The following is a 17123-nucleotide window of genomic DNA, read 5'->3' as shown; positions in this document are numbered from 1 at the left end:
ATGTCTCCTGGTCGAATAGGTTGATTTATTAGGAGTAGGCTGTAGTCGGTAGCCAGGTAACAATACCTTCCCAGTAAAATACGATGCAGAGGGCAAAAATCTGTATCAATATGAAAGGTATAACACCCCGGTAAATGTGAGCTAATGTAATCCCTTCGGGTGCGACGCCTTTGAGGTAAAAGAGTGCAAATCCGACGGGCGGCGTAAGAAATGATGTTTGCAAACAAACGGCAAACAAGACAGTGAACCACACCAGATCAAAGCCTAATGCTGCTACAACCGGGGCAACCAGTGGCAGGATGATCAGGGTGAGCTCTATCCAGTCGAGAAAGAAACCCAATAGAAATGTCACGGCCAGAATGCAGATGACAATGCCTGTTGGCCCGAATGGTAATCCCAGCAGTGCGCCTTCTATCATTTCGTCTCCGCCTAAGCCGCGTAATACCAGCGAGAATGCGGTTGCGCCAAGCAGTAGGGCAAAGATAAACGAGGTTGTTTTTGTTGTTTCGCGGCCTACGTCACGTAATACGCTAAGCGATAAGCGGCCTTTACTCCATGCCAGCAGAGTGGCGCCTAATGCGCCGACACCGGATGCTTCGGTAGGCGTTGCTATGCCGAAGAATATTGAGCCCAGAACGGTGAGGATCAATGCGAGTGCGGGTAATACTGACCAGATAACGCCAAATAAAAGTGAGAGCGTTACCTTTTCAGCATTGGCGGGCGTGGGTGCCTGTGAAGGACGAAAATAAGCGATGAGCAGGATGTAGGTGACATATAGCGCGGCCAGTAATAAACCGGGAAATAGCGCGCCAAGAAACAGGTCGCCAACAGAAATACCGATTCGATCGCCCATCATTACCAGCATGATGCTGGGCGGTATAAGGATGCCAAGTGTACCGGTTGAGCATACGGTGCCGCAGGCCAGTTCTTTGCTGTAGCCTTCGCGCATCATCATAGGTATGCCAAGGACGGCCAGTAATACCACTGACGCACCGATAATACCGGTTGATGCTGCCAGTAATAGCCCAACAAAAGTAACGGTGACGGCCAGGCCACCTCTGACTTTGCCGAACAAACGAGCCAGGTTGGACATGAGGGATTCAGCTATGCCTGAGCGATCGAGCATCAGGCCCATGAACACAAACATGGGTAGGGCTACTAATACCCAGTTAGTCATCACGGCCCACATGCGAGGGATGACGATGGAGACATAGTTCCAGTCGATACCGATAAAAGCATCAAACCAATGGTCTGTAAGCATGGCGATTACCGAAAATAAAATCGCAACACCGCCTAATACCCAGGCAACTGGAAAGCCTGTGAAAAGTAACAAGATAAAGCTGCCAAACATGCAAATGGCTAGAATTTCATTCGTTTCCATGTCGGTTCCTAAGAGGGTTTTTTCGTAGACGGGGGAGTGGCATTGGTATCAGAGCGCTGTAACAAAAATTGACTCACCCGGTACAATCGAGACAGAGTTGCCAGTGATAACAAGGCAAAGCCAATGAACAGAACTGATTTTATGAGCCAGCGATAGGCTAAGCCTCCGGGAGCATCAGATACTTCGCCTAGGCTCCATGAGTACAAAATAAACGGTATGGAATACCAAAGCACTACTATCACGAAGGGCATAAGCAGGAATAATATGCCAAAAAATTCAATAACAGCCTGCGCTTTAAGAGACAGTCGGTCGTGAATTAAATCAACACGAACATGGTCGTCGGCGACAAGGCAATAGGATAAGCCGACTAACCAGCCAATTGAGTAGAGATGCCACTGAATTTCTTCAAACTCTATGCGGCCCTGATTGAAAACATAGCGCATCAGAACATTGCCGATGATAACGAGCATCAACACAACCCATACCCATGACATGGCATTGCCGATGATCTTTATCACCGAGTCGATGAAGGTGGATAAGCGAGTAGCGGGGTATTCTGTGTGGTGAACTAGTTCGTCTAAACTAAGGGGATGCGGCTTGACTTCGGGCGCTCCGATATTATCTTCATTATACATAATGCTTCCGTTGACTTACTGGTTACCTGACCTTGTGTGTAGGGTAAATGCGGGGAGGTGTTCCCCGCTTTATTGAGGCTCAGTTAAAAGTCGCGTGGTAAGTAGGCGCGTTCTTTCCATGGCTTGTATTCGGCCATGAATGCTTGCTGTGATTCATAAATGTGCTTGAAGTCGGCATCTGCAGCGGCTTGCTCCTGCATGACTTCATCGGTCAGCGTTTTGAGCTGCTTCAGCATCTCGGTCGGTACCTGGCGTGCAGTTACCCCTTTCGCCGCGTAGCCTTTAAGTACTGCACCCTGCAGTGATTCACCACGGGTCAGAGCGCGGAAGGCTCCTGCAGTACAAGCCATGTCAATCATTGCCCGGTTAGAATCTGACAGTTCATTCCATGATTCATTGTTGATCAGCAGATGTGATGCGGTAAAGGTTTGATGCCAGCCCGGGAAGTAGTTGTTTTTGGCGACTTTATCAAAACCCATTAGCTGATCAATGGCGGGCATTGAGAATTCGGTCGCATCAATAGCGCCTTTTTCCAGAGCCGGGAATATTTCTCCACCAGGTATCAAAGTAACGGATGCACCTGCTTTTTGGAGTACTTTTCCGCCAATGCCTGCAAAACGAATTTTCAGGCCTTTGAGGTCTTCCATTGTTTTAATTTCTTTGGTGAACCAACCGGCTGTTTCTGGTCCGATGACGCTGCAAAGTACGGGGTGAACATTATGCTTTTCGTAGAGGTCTTCTGCCAGTTCCTTGCCTTCACCTTCATACCACCATGTTGCGTATTCCCATGGTTCCATTCCGAAGGGAACCGCTGCAAAAAGCGCAGACGCAGGTATTTTCCCCTGATCGTAACCCAGCCAGGTGTATCCTGCGTTGAGCTGTTTGTTTTTAACAGCTTCAGTAATACCAAAGGGAGGCACTAGTTTACCCGGTTCGTATATTTTGAACTGAATATTGCCTCCACTCGCGGCGTTAATTTGTTCTGCGACCAGTTTTATCGGGTCTCCAAGCGCGGGTAAATGTGTACCGAACACTGCTTGTACTTTCCAGCGGATAGTTTCTGCATCGGCTGCTTGTGCTGTGGAGTATCCTGCGGTAAGTACGCAGCTAGCGGCTGTAAAATTAACCAGGCATTTTCTTAAGGTGGAGGATATCTCGTTCATTAGTAATTCCTTCGTTCATCTCATGCTAGTGATTGTCAGCCAGCATATTTTTTTATTTATTAGATAGATGTTACGTATAACGATACGGTTTTTATCATTATGTATATTTTTGTTTCTGTCAAATGATTATTTATACTGATACTAATCGTATCGTTATAAGTTTTTTTTTGTGATGAGGTTGGCTACATAAAAATGCTGCGGTTGCGCTGTTAAAGAGCTACAGAGTCAGCCGTGTGGCAACCTCTACAACAGGCGCGGGATGATCGCTGTTGTAGAGAAAAAGTACCGTGTTTGGCGGAGGAGGCTATGTCGTGTTCAGGAATTAATTATTGCAATTGCACAATCAATTATTGGTGCTGAGAGGATGCCGGCAATCGATTATGCCTGCATGTTGAATTGAGCTCAGATTTTGCTAAAAATTGATAATCGGGTGATAACTCAGTCGTGATCAGATAAATCGGTCGTGATTAAACTGCCTAATTCTAAGGCGGCTTCGCGCATGAGAGGCTCGAATGTGATGAGTTCAGTAAGGCTTTTGCGGATAACGGGGGCGTGAGTAAATAAGCAGGCAAATAGTTTACCTGTCTGATCTTTTATAGGGACCGAACAGGCAACCATGCCGTCGATGAATTCTTCATTGTCGGTGCCTATTTGTGTCTCGGCGATATTGATAATATCCTGCTCTAGCTTGTCTAGGTCTGTCAGTGTGTTGCGGGCTAGTTTATCTACCGATAGGTTTTGAATAATACGGTGACGCCGTTCTTTCGGCAGCGTGCTGAGATACAATTTTCCGCTTGCGGTACATGAAACGGGTGTGTGGCTACCAATCGGAAGATGGATACGCAGAGGCTGGTTTGTTTCTACTCTGTCGTAGTAAATCATGTCAGTGCCGTTGGGTATGGCTATGCCGCAGGTTTCTCCCACTTTATGGGCCAGATTTTTTAAAATGGACTGTCTTAATGCTTTGTAGCGGCTGCTGTGTAAAACGCCCAAAGCGATTCCGTGCATCCGAGCCCCCGGTACCAGAAGGCCGCGCATGTTGGTTTGAATATAATTGCTGGCTTCGAGTTGTTGTAAGAGTCGGTGAATACTCGGTTTAGGGATATCTAAAGCAAATGATAATTCAGTAGCAGAAATGGGACGTTCTGCGCGGGATATCGCTTCGATTATTTCTAATACGCGTGTGATTGACGAGCCTTTTTCTCTGCGTTGTTCGTTCATTACGTAACCTGCTCACACATTTAGCATTAAATTGTATCAATTATTGCTCCATAAGATAAACCATCGTGATGTATTTAACGTTCGTGTTGCACTGCGATAGTCAAATGGCTGGCTGTGACCCTATAATATATAATCATTTTTTGGTTGCATCGCTTTGTATGAGTCTGGCAGACAGTTGATTGTTATTTGAGGGGATAGACTATGCTAAATGGTTTTTTAGCGCTTTTGTTATGTCAGTTACTGGGTGAATGGGTTGTATTGGCAACATCCATACCGGTGCCAGGGCCTGTTGTAGGTATGGTGATGCTGCTTGTTTTATTGATGTTCAATAAGCGAATACCTGAGTCAGTACGCAGCGTATCTGAAAGTTTACTTCGTTATCTGGCCTTTTTGTATGTGCCTGCAGGTGTTGGTTTGATGCTGCATTTGGAAATCATATCTGATTATTGGTTGGCTATCCTGGTTTCTCTGTTTGTGAGTACGTTTATTACGCTGTTGGTAACCGCATGGATATTTAAAATACTTATTAAAAAAGTAAAAAAAAGTGAGGCTCTTTAATGGAGTTTTGGATTTATTTTGCTACTAAGCCTTTATTTTGGCTGGTTGTTACGTTGTCGGTATTTATTGTTGCAGTCCGCCTTAACCGTTTGATGCAAGGCACGCCTTTTTTGCATCCGGTATTGGTATCTATGCTTATTATTATTAGTTTTTTACTACTAACTAATACCAGTTATGAAGTGTATTTTGGTGGGGCTCAATTTATCCACTTTTTATTAGGGCCTGCTATTGTTGCTTTGGCTGTGCCTTTATATGACCATTTTTCTCGCATTGCACAAATGTGGTTGCCGTTGCTGATAGTCTGTGTGACGGGTGCACTGACGGCGATTTTATCAGTGTTGGCGATAGGCTATTTATTCGATTTACCTGATGCGGTGCTACTGTCATTGGCACCTAAATCGGTTACGTCTCCGATTGCGATTGGTATTGCTGAAAAAATTGGCGGTTTGCCTTCATTGGCGGCGGGTTTGGTATTGATTACCGGTGCTATGGGAGGTGTTTTAGCGCCTTTTGTTTTCAAGTTAATTAAAGTAGATGATGATGTGGTGAAAGGCTTCAGTTTAGGGCTGGCGGCGCATGGTATGGGTACCGCTTATGCTTTCGAATTCAGTGCGCTTGCCGGTGCTTTTGCTGGGCTTGCTATGGGGTTGACTGGGTTGTTGACAGCTTTTCTGCTGCCTCTTGTTGTTTCATTGTTGGGTTTTTAGGCGACTTGTCCTATTGTCCAATTTGCTAAATGAAGTGTGGCTCGCTAGAGTTCGCACCTTTCTTTTTGAGTGTCTATAGATCAGGGTGATGTGGAAGAATGACGCCGTTAAAACGTTATAAACAAGACTTGTTGCGTGATGATTTTTCGTACGATCCGGCTCAGGAAGTTGCTATTGGGCATCTTCAGCGCTTATATGATGATCTGATTGCGGCTGAAAATGTTCAGCCTCCTTCTTTTATACAGCGTTTTAGTGGGAAGTTCAAAAAGCAGGAAGCAGAGCCGGTTAAAGGGTTGTATTTCTGGGGTGGTGTCGGCCGCGGTAAAACCTACATGATGGATACGTTTTACGATAGTTTGCCGTTTGAACGTAAACGACGCACGCATTTTCATCGCTTTATGCAAGGAGTTCATGCTGATTTGCGTTTGCTGGACGGTACTAAAAACCCGTTAGTTGCGATCGCGAAAAAGTATTCGGACCAGGCTCGGATTATCTGTTTCGATGAGTTTTTTGTGTCTGATATTACGGATGCGATGATTCTCGGTAGTTTGTTTGAGCATATGTTTGCTAACGGTGTTTCGCTGGTGGCTACGTCAAACATTATTCCTGATGGTCTTTATAAAAACGGTTTGCAGCGAGCTCGTTTTTTGCCAGCGATTGCGTTGCTGAATAAATACACTGAAGTGGTCAATGTTGATGGCGGTATAGATTACCGTTTACGCACATTGGAGCAAGCGGAGCTTTACCACTATCCGTTGGATGTGCATGCCGATAAAAGCCTGAATGCCAGTTTCGAGAGTCTTGCTCCTGATCTGGAAGAAGCTGCAGACGGTGAGCTGATTGATGTTAATGGTCGTGGGATTCCTTCTCTGCGTGTGTGTGAGGATGTGGTGTGGTTCGACTTTACTGCGCTATGTGAAGGGCCGCGTTCTCAGAATGATTATATTGAAGTGGCTAAGGTTTATCATGCGGTGCTGTTGTCGAATGTCCCCCAGCTGGGTGCTTCGAATGATGATGCTGCGCGTCGTTTTATTAATTTGGTCGACGAGTTTTACGATTGTGGTGTGAAGCTGATTATCTCTGCCGCTGTGCCTATTTATGAAATTTATACGGGTGGACGCTTGTCGTTTGAAATTGAGCGTACGCAAAGTCGTTTGCTGGAAATGCAGTCGCATGAGTATCTGGCAAAAGCACATAAATCCTGATCTGGCGGGTTGCTAAGTATGCCGTTGAAAAAAAGCGGCATATCTAGGTAATTTAGTGTTAGAAGGGCTCGCATTGACGGGCCTTTTTGACTATAATTTGCGCTCCTTGTTTTAGGGCGAGGTAACGTACGTTGTTTTTCTCTCTTTTACCGTTCCTTTTGTTAGGGCGTTATCTCCAAGAGTCAGACAACCAATAATTATAAGGTAAGTCGGGCACGGGCTATTCTGATGGTCAGATCCGTTATCCAGACTTAATTTAAATATAGGCGAACAATAGATGACTACTTTTGTTGCTAAACCAGCCGAGGTAAAACGCGACTGGTACGTGATTGACGCAGAAGGTAAAACTCTGGGCCGTATGGCTACTGAAATTGCCCGACGTCTGCGCGGTAAGCATAAGCCGGAATTCACTCCACACGTTGATACTGGCGACTACATTGTTGTAGTAAACGCTGAGAAAGTACACGTGACCGGTAATAAGCGTAAAGCTAAAATTTACTACCGTCATTCAGGGTATCCTGGTGGTCTGAAACAGGCTAACTTTGAGACCATGATTACCAGCCAGCCAGAAAAAGTAATTGAATTGGCTGTTAAAGGTATGCTTCCTAAAGGTCCTCTGGGTCGTGCTATGTACACTAAATTGAAAGTGTATGCAGGTACTGATCATCCACACCAGGCTCAGCAGCCTTTAGAACTGAAACTCTAGGAGATAGTAGATAATGTCAACTACTCAGTATTACGGTACAGGTCGTCGTAAAACGTCTACTGCCCGTGTATTCTTGCGTCCAGGTACAGGCACAATTTCTATTAACGATCGTACTATCGAAGTTTACTTCGGTCGCGAAACTGCACGTATGATCGTTCGTCAGCCGCTTGAGCTGACTGAAACACTCGAAAAATTCGATGTTTACGTTACTGTTAAAGGTGGTGGTAATTTCGGTCAGGCGGGCGCTATCCGTCACGGTATTACCCGCGCATTGATGGAATACGACGAAACTATGCGTCCTGCACTGCGTAAAGCTGGTTTTGTTACCCGCGATGCACGTGAAGTTGAACGTAAGAAAGTTGGTCTGCGTAAAGCACGTAAGAAACCACAATTCTCTAAACGTTAATTGCTGGCCGGTTTCCGGCCTTCAATTTGGAAAACGCTCGCGCCCCTGTGGCCCGGGCGTTTTTTTTTATCTGTGTTCAGGTCAATACTTAGTCTTATAGGTACTCCTTAAGGGATAATTCACCTTGTAATATAAGGGTATTCTCTTTACTATTTGGCCCATTTTACAGAACCTGATTTCGTGTTTTTTTTATACTTAATGGCTGGTGTTATTTGCAGTTGCAATAGCCTGGTCGAGTGAGGGGATATACTTGATGAGCAATGACGGCGTGAATAAGGGTCGGCGTCGTCTCCTAATTGGTGCCACTTCTGCCGTTGGAGCAGTGGGTGCAGTAGGAGCGGCAGTCCCGTTCGTAGCTTCCTGGAATCCAAGTGCCAAGGCGAAAGCCGCTGGCGCACCAGCTAAAGCTGATATTAGCAAGCTGGAACCAGGTCAGCAGATGATTGTTGAATGGCGTGGAAAACCCGTGTGGGTTGTTAAGCGTGGCGAAGAAGCGATGGCTAATCTGAAGAATTTTGATGTGGATACGCTTTCAGATCCAAATTCTCTGGTAGAGCATCAGCCGGACTATGTATCTAAAGATGCATACCGTGCTATTCACAAGGAAATTTCAGTTCTTGTGGGTATTTGTACTCACTTGGGTTGTTCGCCTTCGTATCGCCCTGAAATAGCCCCTGAAGACTTAGGCGCTAGCTGGGTCGGTGGTTATTACTGTCCGTGCCATGGCTCGCGTTTCGATCTTTCGGGTCGAGTGCTAAAAGGGTCTCCGGCACCTACCAACTTGGTGGTCCCTCCTTATAATTTTGAGAGTGATAATATTCTTATCATTGGTGTAGATCAGGAGAAAGTGTAATGGCTGGCTACCGTAATAAAGGCAAAGGCGGTTTCATGGGCTGGGTCGACGATCGTTTCCCTGCAACGGCTATGTGGGAAGATCATCTATCTAAGTACTATGCGCCAAAAAACTTTAACTTTTGGTATTTTTTCGGCTCTTTGGCCATGCTTGCTTTGGTGAACCAGATCCTTACCGGTATCTGGTTGACTATGAGTTACAACCCTTCTGCTGAAGGCGCATTTGCCTCAGTTGAATACATCATGCGTGACGTTGATTACGGTTGGTTGCTGCGTTATTTGCATTCAACCGGTGCTACTGCGTTTTTTGTGGTGGTCTATCTGCATATGTTCCGTGGCATGTTATATGGCTCTTACCGTAAGCCGCGTGAATTGGTATGGCTTTTCGGTATGACTATTTATCTGGCGCTGATGGCTGAGGCTTTCATGGGTTACCTGCTTCCATGGGGTCAGATGTCTTATTGGGGTGCTGCGGTAATTGTATCTCTGTTCCAGGCGGTACCGTGGATTGGGCCTGAATTGGCTGAATGGATTCGTGGTGACTATCTGATTTCAGGTGTTACTCTGACTCGTTTCTTCTCTTTGCACGTCGTTGCTCTGCCTATCGTGATATTAGCGTTGGTTGTTCTGCATATTATTGCATTGCATGAAGTCGGTTCTAATAACCCTGATGGTATCGAAATTAAAGACAATAAAGACGAAAATGGTGTGCCATTGGATGGTATTCCTTTCCACCCTTACTACACAGTGAAAGATATTGTGGGTGTTGTGGTTTTCTTGTTTGTTTTCTGCACGATTGTTTTCTTCTTTCCGGAAGGGGGTGGTTATTTGATCGAGGCGCCAAACTTTGAGCCTGCGAATCCGCTGAAAACGCCTCTGCATATCGCGCCTGTATGGTACTTCACGCCATTCTACGCAATGTTGCGTGCGATTCCGCCAATTGCTGCTTCACAGTTTCCGGGTGTCGTTGTGATGGGTGGAGCGATTGCTATTCTGTTTGTATTGCCTTGGTTGGATCGTAGTCCTGTTAAATCAATGCGTTACAAAGGCATGATGAGCAAAGTCATGTTGCTGATCTTTGCTGTAAGTTTTGTGATCCTGGGTTATTTGGGTGTGGTTGCTTCTACTCCTGGGCGTACAATCGTTGCTCAGATCTGTACAGGACTATATTTTGCTTTCTTCTTCCTGATGCCGTTCTACACCAAGATGGAGAAAACTAAACCAGTACCAGAAAGGGTGACAGGATAATGAAAAAGTACTTAGTCGCATTCGTTATTGCCCTGTTGCCAATGACAGCGGTAGCTTCAGGTGCGGGTCCGAAATTGGATCATGTAGAAATTGATTTGCATAATCAGGCTTCTCTTCAGCGCGGTATGCAGACGTTTGTTAACAACTGTTTGGGTTGTCACTCAGCGCAGTATCAGCGTTATGGTCGTGCTGCTGAAGATTTGGGCATGCCGATTAAGCTGGTTGAGCAGAACTTGCTGTTAGGTGATCAGAAAGTGGGTCAGCAAATGACTAACACTATGCCTAAGCAAGATGCCAATAAATGGTTTGGTAATGCGCCGCCGGATTTGACGCTTGAAGCGCGTTTGCGTGGACCTGACTGGATCTATACCTATCTGCATAGTTTCTATAAAGATACTGAGCGTCCTTGGGGTGTGAACAACATTATATTCCCTAGTGTCGGTATGCCGAATGCTTTGGAATATCTGCAGGGTGAGCAGACTCTTCACTGTACTCTTGACGAGCTTCATCATGAAACCGGTAAGATCGATCCGTTAACCGGTAAAGAGATGGGCGGATGTCTCACGATTAGTAAAAAAGGCCAGCAGTCAGCAGAAGAGTTTGATAGAACTGTGACTGATTTGGTTAATTTTATGGCTTATATTGGTGAGCCCTCTAAATTGGAGTCTCACCGTATCGGTACAAAAGTGTTAATCTTCCTGTTCTTGTTCTTCTTTGTTGCTTATGCACTGAAGAAAGAATACTGGAAAGATGTTCACTGATTTTACAGTGTGAATCTGTTAGAATCGCTTTTTGCACGGCCTGTCTCAGGCCGTGCTTGTTTATTTTCAGCATTAAGTGATATGGGGATATATTGATGGGAGTTGTGGCTAAACGTTCTTCCATGACCTTTTACTCTGATGGTTCTGATCATTACAGCCATCGTGTTCGCATTGTATTAGCGGAAAAAGGGGTAGCGGTTGACGTTATTGATTGTCAAGTTGAGGATCTGCCTGAAGATTTAGCAGGTTTGAATCCTTATAATAGTTTGCCTACTCTCCTAGATAGAGATTTGGTTCTATATGAGCCAAACGTAATGATGGAATATCTGGATGAACGTTTTCCTCATCCACCGTTGTTGCCTGTCTATCCTGTTGCTCGTGCAGAAAGTCGCTTGTATATGCATCGAATCCAGAAAGATTGGTGCAAACATGTTGATATTTTGGTGGCAGGTAAAGCATCTGTTGAAGAGCTCGAATCGGCTCGTAAAGAATTACGTGATAGTTTAGTTGCTATTTCACCGATTTTTGCAGAAAAGCCTTACTTCATGAGTGAAGAGTTTACGCTGGTTGACTGCTGTCTTGGCCCGTTGTTATGGCGCTTGCCTTCTTTGGGTATCGATCTGCCTGAAGCGCAGTGTAAAGACTTGCACAAATATATGAATCGCTTATTTGAGCGTGAAGCATTCCGTGAGAGCTTGTCTGAAGCTGAGCGTGAAATGCGCGACTAATTAGTTGCAGGGTGCTTTAGATTTTAAAGGGATGATATTATCATCCCTTTTTTATAAGCGTTTTATAGGTGGGTTATGCTTTTTATACGGATGGAGTGTTTATGAAACCGAGTCGTCCTTACCTGATTAAGGCTTTACAGGAATGGTTGCTTGATAATGACTGTACGCCGTATCTTGCTGTAGATGTAGCTGTTAAAGGCGTTATGGTGCCTGAACAGTTTATTTCTGATGGTCAAATCGTGCTTAATATTAGCCCCTCGGCTATACAAAATTTTGTTCTGGATGATGAAGCTATTAGTTTTAATGCTCGTTTTGGCGGCGTTCCTATGAATATTTATGTGCCCATGGCGGCCGTGCTGGCTGTTTATGCCAGAGAATCAGGCGCGGGTATGGGGTTTGGTATGGAGCCGGGTGCTGATTATTATGAGCAGGAATTGGACGGCAGTGAAAATCCTGAGCCGCCCAAGCCATCGGGTGGGCGGCCATCATTGAAAATTGTTAAGTAGTTTTTATAGTAATATATTGTAGAAAGCAGATCTGTTGAATTGATCTGCTTGTTGCTTTATCGATTTATCGGCGCGGAATATATTCGAACACTTTGACGATCCGCTGTACGCCAGGGATGGTGCGAATGATATTGACGGCCCTATCTGCTTCTTTTTCTGTCACTAATCCCATCAAATAAGTAGAGCTGTTTTCGGTGACTACCTTGATGCGGCTACCCTCTACCGTTTCATCTGTCAGTAATTGCAGTTTTATGCGGCTGGTAAGATAGGCGTCATTACCTCTGACGATGCTGGATGTCGGGCCTGAAATTTCAAGTTCGTTGTGAATTTTGCGGACTTTGCGCGTCTGCATGGTGATCTGTTCTGCTTCCTGTTTAGCTGACTCGTTGGGAACCTGGCCGGTCAGTAGAAGTATGCCATTGTAACTGGTTACGCTGATATGTGAATTTTTGACAGTTTCTGAACCTTTGTTTAAATTCACCAGCGTTTTGTTTTCGATCACCTCATCTTCAACATAGGCGCCTATCGTACGGCTACCCTGGTCTTCTCGAATGGGTTCTTCGCGTGATGCGCTAATCAGGTTAGAACAGCCTGCCAGAGTGCCTAGCATGCATGCCGCAGTGATACATTTCAGGATGGTGGTGTTCATAGTATCAGGCTCCAAATAGTTGAAATTCAATCAAATCGCATAAGCAATGAAGTATCAGCAAGTGTGCGCTATAAATCATTGCGTTGTCATCAGATGGCACGCATATTTCGACTTCATCCGGCCTTAAAAGTGCAGAAATATTGCTGCTGTCATGGCCGGTGATTGCGATGACTGACATATCGCGATCGTGGGCTGCTTGTATCGCTTGTACGAGGCTGTTTGAGCGTCCCTGATTGGAGATGACCAATAAGATATCTCCGGGTTGCCCAATCGCACGAATTTGCTTTGAATACACTTCACTGAAGCTGCTTTCTTCTGCAATACCGGTTAGTACCGCGCTATCTGCGCCGACGGTTAAAGCGGGCAGGCCAGGGCGTTCGTTTCTGAAGCGGCTTAACAGTAGCGCTGAAAAATGCTGTGCCAGTGCTGCTGATCCGCCATTTCCGACACAGATTATTTTCATTTCGTTTGCCAGGCTGGCGAGCATAAGTTCGCTGGCGTGAGCAATCATCGGAGTGTACTGCTCAATCGTATGAGCATTGGTGTCCATCGAATTGTGGAAAAGAGTTACAATTCGTTCTTCAAGTTCCATTCATTATTTCCGGTCTTAAAGTCTGAAGGCGTCTTTATACCATATTGGTTTGTTTTCTTCAGAAGGTGTTTCAAAAGCAATGACATCAAAGCGACAGTTATGCTGCTGAAAGTCAGGATGCGTCATCAAAAAATGTTGTGCAGCACGGATTATTTTACGTTGTTTGCTGATGGTTACAGAGTTTGCTGCGCCACCATAACGCTTATCCGCACGGTATCTTACTTCTGTAAATACCAGTATGTTGTTGTCGATGAGTATCAGATCAACTTCACCTAGTTTACAAAGGTAGTTTCTGGTGACTGGCTTCAGGCCTTGTTGAATGAGCCAGTGCCAGGCTTTTTGTTCGGCATCCTTGCCGCGTGTTTGTCTGTCCATGATAGTCCGCTATTCAATGATTCTAGGTGTGCCGTTATCAAATACGGCCCACTGCAAGTGTCTGTGTATTTTGTTGTTCTGGGTTAAGGATAACTGGCCTGTTTCGCCTTGCAGGATGGCTCCCTGTGCTGCGCTTAGTTGTTGTAAATAAGGATAGAGATTGTAGGCATCAATACCTAAAGCGTAAAGTCTGCCGAAACGTGTATCGGTGTTGTCCCGAATGGCGCTGAGTGAAAGCCGGTTGGGTGAAGGCGGTGATAGAACCCAGGGGATATCGCCAAACATGATGCCGTTAAGGTCGAGATCGGAGGCAGGGTCGATCTCTCCTGAGAATACCTGAGAGGTTGCATAGATCGGTAGGTCGCCTGCAAAATAATAAGACAGGATAGGCTTGATTAAACGCGCATCTTGCGGACGGGCGGAGAGAAGGATGACATCAGCATCTTGCCTGCGTCGTTCTTCGAATTCGAAATTTAATCCGGTGACCCGCCTGAGGCTTTTTGCTCTATTTTTGCTCTCATCTGTTTTTAGTAGTTCTGCGATGTCTTGATTCAGCGAATCTTTAATGAATGTTTTGCGCTCCACCACACTGCCACCGAGTTGAGTAAATGTGTCAGCAAAGGCGGTTTCAGATCGTTTCCCCCAGTCCGTGTCAGGTGTCAGTATCAGAGCCATGCGTTTGCCGGCATTGATCGCTTGAGTTGCTGCATCGCGTGCCTCATCTTCGGCGGAGAGCCCGAACTGGTAGAGGTTCTCTGCATTTTCGTCAATATAGTTAAGTGCCAGAAAAGGGATGGGAAGCGATCCGTATTGGCTTAGTGAGTTGACCTTATCTTTGTCGAGAGGGCCAATCACAAGCTGTAGGTTTTTATCCACAACGCTCTGAAGTATTTCATCAGCTGATGTATATAACGAGCTGTCTATAAATATTAATTCTGGTGCGCTGCTGCCTGTGTTCTGTTGTGCGTAGTGGGCAGTCATTATGCCGTCTTGAATCGCCTTAGCGGCGGAGGCAAGTGCTCCGCTGCTGGGCAGAAGAATGCCGATGCGTGCCACGTTGATTAGCTCAGCGCTCTGCGGAGATGCTACCGTACCTGGCATCAATTGTGCTGCAGGATGCAGTTGCCAAAGGTTTAACCAGTTTTCGATGTTGTTGGTTTGTGTTGTGACATCGGCAATCGAACGGGCAGCTAATGCCAGTTCAAGCCAGCCCTGTAGCAGGTAATTATTATTGGGCTGCTGAAGAGCGGTATAGAGATCTGCGTTGTTGGTCGATTGCAGCGCTTGCCAGATCCTATCATGCAGCATCTGCAACTTTTCGGGATCTTGAATGTAGTTAGTTCCTTCGATCAGAATTTTCGCTTCGTTCAAAGGCTGTCCGTTGAGGCTGTAAGCATCGGCGTAGAGTTGCTCTGATAATAAAGCATCCCCTTCCGGTAATGTGCTAAGCGATGGCATATAAGCAAGATAGCTTAAGGCTTGCTGGCCATCATTGTTTTCCAGCGCCTGCTGGGTTTGCAATCTGATGACGTTGAATTGTAGCGTTGGGGGTAGTGTCGAAGTGTCAATATCTTTCAGGATGTCTGCTGCGCGCTCGGGTTCACCTTGGTCTGCCAGTATTTGTGCTGCCTGTAATTTAAGTTCGGCGGCGCGAATAGGCGTGGATTGGCGCGCCTGTGTGAGAAGCGAATCAATATCTATATCCTGGTAGGCCGTTGATGATTGGCTGCTGATAACCAGCGGTGGCGATATAGGCGGCATTGCACAGCCAGCAATAAAGCTGGTTAGAGCGACAGTTAGAGACAGGCGTTTCAAAATCATCATATACTCTATCACCCTGATGATGGATGGAAAAATTATGTCTGACGCGGTATTTTATGTTGTAGCCACGCCTATCGGCAATCTGGGGGATTTGACACCCCGGGCAGTGGATGTTTTACAGTCCGTTGCCCTGATTGCTGCCGAAGATACACGACACAGTGGCCGCTTAATGGGGCACTTTAACATTAAAACACCTATGATTTCAGTGCATGATCATAATGAGCGTCAACGACTGCAGACAATACTGGATAAATTAGCTGCTGGCGACAGTATTGCACTGATTTCTGATGCGGGAACGCCATTAATTTCTGATCCGGGCTTTATTGTGGTCCGGGGAGTGCGTGAAGCGGGCTATAAAGTTGTACCTATTCCGGGGTGTTGTGCTGTTATTACGGCGATGTGTGCCGCAGGTTTGCCGACGGATCGATTTGTGTTTGAAGGTTTTCTACCGGCAAAGCGCTCGGGACGTCAGCAAAAGTTGTCGGAGATTATCGGTGAAACCAGAACGGTGATTTATTATGAGTCGACTCACCGTATTCTGGATTCTCTGCAGGATATGATTGATGTATTCGGCCCTGATCGGTATGTGGTGTTGGCGCGAGAATTAACTAAAACGTTTGAGACAATACACGGTGATCATGTGCAGGCGTTACTGGAATGGGTTAAGCAGGACCATAACCAGCAAAAGGGAGAGTTTGTTGTATTGATTCAAGGCGTTGAGCCGGTCGTGATGGAAGGCTTTTCAGCCGAAACATTGAAGGTTCTGGACATCATGTTGGCCGAGTTGCCGGTTAAGCAGGCGGCCGCATTGACCGCTAAAATTACCGGCGAAAAGAAAAATGCCTTATATCAAGAGGCTTTAGCGCGCAAGTAGTTGCTAATCGCTTGATTGTTGGTATCCTTGCGCCCAAGAGTTCGCCGGACAGTCGCTGTTTCTCTTATTTGCACTTGTGTAAGTAAGCGGGAGGGAGGAAAGTCCGGGCTCCAAAGGGTAGAGTGCCAGATAACGTCTGGGCGGTGTAAGCCGACGGAAAGTGCAGCAGAGAGCAGACCGCCTAAGTATCTGAGGGTCAAGTATCTTCGGATAACGGTAAGGGTGAAAGGGTGCGGTAAGAGCGCACCGCATGGGTGGCAACATTCCATGGCATGGTAAACCCCACTCGGAGCAAGACCAAATAGGGATCCATATAGGTGTGACCCGCACCGGATCCGGGTAGGTCGCTTGAGGCGTGCAGTGATGTACGTCCCAGATGAATGACTGTCTATTACAAAACCCGGCTTATAGGCGGACTCTTACTTTTTTCTTCGTTTCGAGCTTTAACACTAAGCTTTAAGCTTCTGATTTATGTCTTTGATTCACATCTTTGATTGTCTGCATCATTCAGATTTTTCTGACCAGGGTGACCTGGTTGGTCTTTTCTGGTTTGATTTGTAGTTAATTTCCCTGCCTTTTTTAATTTAATATCTGCTTGGAACCATTCATAACATTACTCGTGAAACAGAGTCAGGTCCTATCAACAGCTAATAATTGACTGAATTCTAAGGTCTTTATTATGTGCTGTGTTTTCTTGCTTTGATTCGCTTCAAAATCCTTTCCTTTATATCTGAT

19 protein-coding genes and 1 other RNA gene are annotated in these 17123 nt (G+C 45.8%); 12 read left to right on the top strand and 8 right to left on the bottom strand.

Translation table 11 applies throughout. From position 1 onward, the window contains the following. Positions 1-28: 28 nt before the first annotated feature. The 4 genes from Nant_RS02285 to Nant_RS02270 all read right to left on the bottom strand — a co-directional run bounded on the left by Nant_RS02285 (position 29) and on the right by Nant_RS02270 (position 4400). The gene (locus tag Nant_RS02285) at positions 29-1381 is read right to left on the bottom strand and encodes a TRAP transporter large permease (RefSeq protein WP_054340030.1); all 1353 of its coding nucleotides are present in this window, start codon (positions 1379-1381) and stop codon (positions 29-31) included. 8 nt (positions 1382-1389) lie between these two features. Beyond that, positions 1390-2016, bottom strand: coding sequence for a TRAP transporter small permease subunit (locus Nant_RS02280; protein ID WP_054340029.1), 627 nt, complete (start codon positions 2014-2016; stop codon positions 1390-1392). Positions 2017-2099: 83 nt separating this feature from the next. Continuing rightward, positions 2100-3179 carry a TRAP transporter substrate-binding protein gene (locus Nant_RS02275; RefSeq protein WP_054340028.1) on the bottom strand — a complete coding sequence of 360 codons (1080 nt, stop codon included), beginning with the start codon at positions 3177-3179 and terminating at the stop codon, positions 2100-2102. 438 nt (positions 3180-3617) lie between these two features. Further along, the gene (locus tag Nant_RS02270) at positions 3618-4400 is read right to left on the bottom strand and encodes an IclR family transcriptional regulator (protein WP_054340027.1); all 783 of its coding nucleotides are present in this window, start codon (positions 4398-4400) and stop codon (positions 3618-3620) included. Between the two features lie 201 nt (positions 4401-4601). Here Nant_RS02270 and Nant_RS02265 point away from each other — a divergent pair, with 201 nt between their 5' ends. From Nant_RS02265 to Nant_RS02220, 10 genes are all read left to right on the top strand, one after another. After that, entirely contained in the window at positions 4602-4958 is a 357-nt protein-coding gene (locus Nant_RS02265; protein WP_054340026.1) for a CidA/LrgA family protein, read from the top strand. After that, positions 4958-5665: an LrgB family protein gene (locus Nant_RS02260; protein ID WP_054340025.1), complete on the top strand. Its 708-nt coding sequence runs from the start codon at positions 4958-4960 to the stop codon at positions 5663-5665. Before Nant_RS02265 ends, Nant_RS02260 begins: the two co-directional genes overlap by 1 nt. Positions 5666-5763: 98 nt before the next feature. After that, the gene (zapE, locus tag Nant_RS02255; protein ID WP_054340024.1) at positions 5764-6870 is read left to right on the top strand and encodes a cell division protein ZapE; all 1107 of its coding nucleotides are present in this window, start codon (positions 5764-5766) and stop codon (positions 6868-6870) included. A 277-nt stretch (positions 6871-7147) separates the two neighbouring features. Beyond that, on the top strand, positions 7148-7576 hold the full coding sequence (rplM, locus tag Nant_RS02250; protein ID WP_054340023.1) for a 50S ribosomal protein L13: 429 nt from the start codon (positions 7148-7150) through the stop codon (positions 7574-7576). A gap of 13 nt (positions 7577-7589) precedes the next feature. Next, the gene (rpsI, locus tag Nant_RS02245) at positions 7590-7982 is read left to right on the top strand and encodes a 30S ribosomal protein S9 (protein WP_054340022.1); all 393 of its coding nucleotides are present in this window, start codon (positions 7590-7592) and stop codon (positions 7980-7982) included. Positions 7983-8235: 253 nt separating this feature from the next. Continuing rightward, entirely contained in the window at positions 8236-8835 is a 600-nt protein-coding gene (petA, locus tag Nant_RS02240; protein WP_054340021.1) for a ubiquinol-cytochrome c reductase iron-sulfur subunit, read from the top strand. After that, positions 8835-10082 (top strand): cytochrome b, encoded by a 1248-nt coding sequence (locus tag Nant_RS02235; RefSeq protein ID WP_054340020.1) that lies wholly within the window; start codon positions 8835-8837, stop codon positions 10080-10082. The genes petA and Nant_RS02235 overlap by 1 nt, the downstream gene beginning before the upstream one ends. Continuing rightward, positions 10082-10843: a cytochrome c1 gene (locus tag Nant_RS02230; RefSeq protein WP_054340019.1), complete on the top strand. Its 762-nt coding sequence runs from the start codon at positions 10082-10084 to the stop codon at positions 10841-10843. The genes Nant_RS02235 and Nant_RS02230 overlap by 1 nt, the downstream gene beginning before the upstream one ends. 95 nt (positions 10844-10938) lie before the next feature. Beyond that, positions 10939-11571: a glutathione S-transferase N-terminal domain-containing protein gene (locus Nant_RS02225; RefSeq protein WP_054340018.1), complete on the top strand. Its 633-nt coding sequence runs from the start codon at positions 10939-10941 to the stop codon at positions 11569-11571. Between the two features lie 101 nt (positions 11572-11672). Next, positions 11673-12077 (top strand): ClpXP protease specificity-enhancing factor, encoded by a 405-nt coding sequence (locus Nant_RS02220; RefSeq protein ID WP_054340017.1) that lies wholly within the window; start codon positions 11673-11675, stop codon positions 12075-12077. A gap of 64 nt (positions 12078-12141) precedes the next feature. Here Nant_RS02220 and Nant_RS02215 read toward each other — a convergent pair whose 3' ends face one another. Genes Nant_RS02215 through Nant_RS02200 form a run of 4 tightly spaced genes read right to left on the bottom strand, consistent with a single transcriptional unit; the run spans position 12142 to position 15517 of the window. Next, positions 12142-12726, bottom strand: coding sequence for a BON domain-containing protein (locus tag Nant_RS02215; protein WP_054340016.1), 585 nt, complete (start codon positions 12724-12726; stop codon positions 12142-12144). Positions 12727-12730: 4 nt separating this feature from the next. After that, positions 12731-13318, bottom strand: coding sequence for an SIS domain-containing protein (locus Nant_RS02210; protein WP_054340015.1), 588 nt, complete (start codon positions 13316-13318; stop codon positions 12731-12733). A gap of 15 nt (positions 13319-13333) precedes the next feature. Next, entirely contained in the window at positions 13334-13693 is a 360-nt protein-coding gene (locus tag Nant_RS02205) for a YraN family protein (protein ID WP_054340014.1), read from the bottom strand. A 9-nt stretch (positions 13694-13702) separates the two neighbouring features. Then, a complete protein-coding gene (locus Nant_RS02200; RefSeq protein WP_082400030.1) occupies positions 13703-15517 on the bottom strand; it encodes a penicillin-binding protein activator in 1815 nt (604 codons plus the stop codon). A 34-nt stretch (positions 15518-15551) separates the two neighbouring features. On the opposite strand from Nant_RS02200, the gene rsmI reads away from it, so the two are divergent. Further along, entirely contained in the window at positions 15552-16388 is an 837-nt protein-coding gene (gene rsmI / locus Nant_RS02195; protein ID WP_054340066.1) for a 16S rRNA (cytidine(1402)-2'-O)-methyltransferase, read from the top strand. Positions 16389-16424: 36 nt separating this feature from the next. Beyond that, an RNA gene (gene rnpB, locus Nant_RS02465) (RNase P RNA component class A) lies at positions 16425-16812 on the top strand. Positions 16813-17123 lie beyond the last annotated feature (311 nt).

Origin of the sequence: Neptunomonas antarctica (assembly GCF_001305295.1) — a bacterium.
Classification (GTDB): Bacteria; Pseudomonadota; Gammaproteobacteria; order Pseudomonadales; family Balneatricaceae; genus Neptunomonas; species Neptunomonas antarctica.
Note: the sequence above shows the minus strand (reverse complement) of the source record. Positions and strands in the feature narration are given on the sequence as shown.